This window comes from Micromonospora sp. 4G55, assembly GCF_016803375.1.
Map to the genome: position 1 here is coordinate 1 of NZ_JAEVHN010000668.1, position 3,325 is coordinate 3,325.

Consider the following 3,325-nt stretch of genomic DNA (forward strand, 5'->3'; position numbering starts at 1 on the left):
GCTGGTCGCCGCGCTCGGGGTGGGGCGGAACACCGTCCGCGAGGCGGTCCGCGCGCTGGTGCACGCCGGGGTGCTGGAGTGCCGGCAGGGCTCCGGGACGTACGTGGTCTCCACCGACGAACTGGCCCCGGTGGTGGCCCGCCGGCTCACCGACGACCGGATGGCCGAGGTGATCGAGGTCCGGCGGGCCTTCGAGGTGGAGGCCGCCCGGCTGGCCGCGCTGCGCCGTACCCCCGAAGACCTGGCGGCGCTCGACGCGGCGCTCGCCACCCGCGAGGCCGCCTGGCGCTCGGGCCGGGTGGCGGAGTTCGTGGAGGCCGACGCGGCGCTGCACACCGCCGTGGTGGCCGCCGCCCACAACGGCATGCTCGCCGAGCTCTACGCCTCGGTCGGCACGGCGCTGCGCAGCACGGTCGCGCACGCCATGGGGGACGCGCTGGAGCCCGAGCGGTACGTCGACCACGGTCGACTCGTCGCCGCCATCCGGGACGGCGATCCGGCCCGCGCGGCGATCGAGGCCGGTGCTTTTCTGGAGCCGCCCTCCAGGGCATAGGTTGTCCCGGACGCAGAATCGGACAGCACGGGAGTGCGGATGCTCAAGGGCTTCAAAGACTTCATCATGCGCGGCAACGTCGTCGACCTCGCGGTCGGTGTCGTCATCGGTGCCGCGTTCACGGGCGTGGTCACGCAGCTGACCAAGTCGTTCCTGGAACCACTGGTCCGGGTGTTCATCGCGCTGCTCACCGGCAGCAAGAACGGCCTCACCGGGTCCACCCCGAAGTTCCGGGAGATCCCGTTCGACTGGGTGGCCTTCCTCAACGCTCTGATCACCTTCCTGCTCACCGCGGCGGCGCTCTACTTCCTGGTCGTCTATCCGATGAACCGGCTCGCCGAGCGGCGTCGGCGGGGCGAGGAGCCGCCGCCGAAGGCGCCCAGCGAGGAGGTCAAGCTGCTGACCGAGATCCGGGACGCCCTGGTCGCCGGCGGGCACACCACCCCGGCGCAGCAGCGGGGCGCGCTCGACGACGTGCTCGGTCGGCGTACGGAGCCGCCCGCGCCGCGCTGACGGGACGTATGCACATCGGCCCCTGTGGGAATCCCACAGGGGCCGTCCCGTGTCGTACACATGTTCGATAGAGTCCGGCCATGGAACAGCGCAAGCACTGGTGGAACGGCAAATGGGGGCGGCTGGCCCGGCGGGATGTCTTCCTCCGGGTGGACGCGGACCGCTGGCACGTCGAGCAGCGGGCCGGCGGTGCGGAGGGCGTCTCCCAGTTCTACGAGTACGGCAGCGCGGAGGAGGCCGAGGAGACCGTCCGGGCCCTGCTGGAGGGGACCGACGGCTGGCGGGAGCTCTCCCCGCGCCCGCCGAGCGCCTGGGCCCCGCCGAGCACCGGCGTTTAGCGGCGCGCCGGCCCGGGAACCGCCCGGGAATGAAGCAGCAGGGCACCGAGCAGCAGGCGACCATCTCCCGGGTCACCACCGGCATGCGGGTCATCGACACGGCCGGCGTCGAGGTCGGCACCGTCGACCTCGTGCAGCGGGGTGACCCGAACGCGGTGACCGTGCAGGCGCCGACCGCCGACCCGGGCGGCAGCCTCGACGAGCTGATCGAGTCGGCCGCGGTGGAGGAGCCGGACGTGCCCGCCGACCTCGCCGCCCGGCTGCTGCGTACCGGCTACCTCAAGGTCTCCACCGAGCTGGCCCGCACCGGCGCGGTCTACGTGCTGGCCGACCAGATCGCCGCCGTCACCGACGGCCAGGTACGCCTCGCCGTCAGCGTCGGCGACCTCCCCCCGGAGGAGTGACCGCCGCCCACTCGCGGTGACCTGGGGACGTGACGACCGACCGGGCTTCCTCGGACCGAGGCGACCACCACGGGTGTGGTCGACACGCTATCGACCTGATGACGTGGACGACTCAAGGCTGGTCTCCGGCGTACGACACCCCGTGAGTCGTCTACGTCATCAGGTCGGTAGTCAGTTCAGTGGGCACTCGGCACCCGACGCCGCCCGCCCCGATCCACCAGCAGACCCCACAGTGGTCTTCTCCCGGATCGCCACCGATCCGCCACCACGGGGCGGTGGACGTGACGGTCAACGCCTCGTGACCTCGCCGCCGGCCTCGGCCGGCGCGGCCGGATCCGACCCGCTCCCGTCCGACCCGAATTGACCCGATCCGGTCTCGGCCGAGCCGGCCTGGCTGACCTCACCCGATCCGTTTTCCGCCGCGCGGGAGGGTGCCGGCACCGTGGCCGGAGCGGCGGTCCGGCCGGCGTGGCCGCTCCCGCCGGGCCGGCTGGCGGCGACGCGGCACGCCGGCGGAAGAGCAGCAGCATCAGCCAGCCGGCGAGCAGGCCCCAGAACGCGCCGGCCACCCCGAGCAGGCTCACCCCCGAAGCGGTGACCACGAAGGTCACCACCGCCGCCTCCCGGCTCTCCGGCTCGGCGACCGCCGCGGCAACCGCCGCGGCCAGCGCGCCGAGCAGGGCCAGCCCGGCCACCGCCTCGATCAGCACCGGCGGGGAGAGCAGCACCAGCGCGGTAGCCACCCCCGCTCCCAACCCGAGCAGCGCCAGCCCCAGGCCGCGGTGACCGAGGCGATCCAGCGCCGCTCCGGGTCGGGGTGGGCGTCCGGCCCGGCCGCCAGGGCGGCGCTGATCGCCGCGAGGTTCACCGCGTGTCCGCCGAAGGGCGCGCCGAGCGCGCTGGCCAGCCCGGTCACCCGCAGCGCCGCGTTCAGCGGCGGCTGGTAGCCGTAGCCGCGCAGCACCGCCGTACCGGGGACGTTCTGGGCGGCCATGGTGACCAGGAAGAGCGGCAGCGCCAGCCCGACCAGCGCCGGCACGGTGAACGCCGGCGCGGTCAGCTCGACCACCGGCCGGAACCCGCCGACGCCCCCGGCCGGCGAGGTGAGCGCGATCGTCACCGCGGCCACCACCAGCGCCGCCGGTACGGCCCAACGTCGGGCGAACCGGTGCAGCACCAGCCAGGTGACGATCACCGGTACGGCCAGCCGGGGCACCTCGACCAGCGCCCGCACCGGGGCGGTGCAGAGCGGCAGCAGCACCCCGGCCAGCATCGCCGCCGCCACCGGGCCCGGGATCGCGGCGACCGCCCGACCCAGCACCGGAAAGAGACCCGCGGCCACGATGAGCACCCCGCAGAGCAGGAACGCGCCGACCGCCGCGGGCCAGCCGCCGGGGACCGGGCCGGTGGCGACCAGCAGCGCCGCGCCCGGGGTGGACCAGGCGATCGCGATCGGCATCCGGTGCCGCAGCCCAGCCAGACGGCGGCAGAGCCCGGACGCGACGCTGACCGCGAGC

Annotated in this window: 4 protein-coding genes and 1 pseudogene; 4 read left to right on the forward strand and 1 reads right to left on the reverse strand. The window is 74.5% G+C overall.

The window, feature by feature from the left end:
• The 4 genes from JNW89_RS32005 to JNW89_RS32020 all read left to right on the forward strand — a co-directional run.
• A partial coding sequence (locus JNW89_RS32005; protein WP_238451895.1) for a FadR/GntR family transcriptional regulator occupies window positions 1–553 on the forward strand: 553 nt, incomplete at its 5' end.
• Between the two features lie 39 nt (window positions 554–592).
• On the forward strand, window positions 593–1,066 hold the full coding sequence (mscL, locus tag JNW89_RS32010) for a large conductance mechanosensitive channel protein MscL (protein WP_238451896.1): 474 nt from the start codon (window positions 593–595) through the stop codon (window positions 1,064–1,066).
• Between the two features lie 80 nt (window positions 1,067–1,146).
• Entirely contained in the window at window positions 1,147–1,404 is a 258-nt protein-coding gene (locus JNW89_RS32015; RefSeq protein WP_088959360.1) for a hypothetical protein, read from the forward strand.
• Window positions 1,405–1,433: 29 nt separating this feature from the next.
• The gene (locus tag JNW89_RS32020; RefSeq protein WP_238451897.1) at window positions 1,434–1,808 is read left to right on the forward strand and encodes a hypothetical protein; all 375 of its coding nucleotides are present in this window, start codon (window positions 1,434–1,436) and stop codon (window positions 1,806–1,808) included.
• Window positions 1,809–1,984: 176 nt separating this feature from the next.
• On the opposite strand, the pseudogene JNW89_RS39315 reads toward JNW89_RS32020, so the two are convergent.
• Window positions 1,985–3,267 (reverse strand): annotated as a pseudogene (locus tag JNW89_RS39315) (benzoate/H(+) symporter BenE family transporter).
• Window positions 3,268–3,325 lie beyond the last annotated feature (58 nt).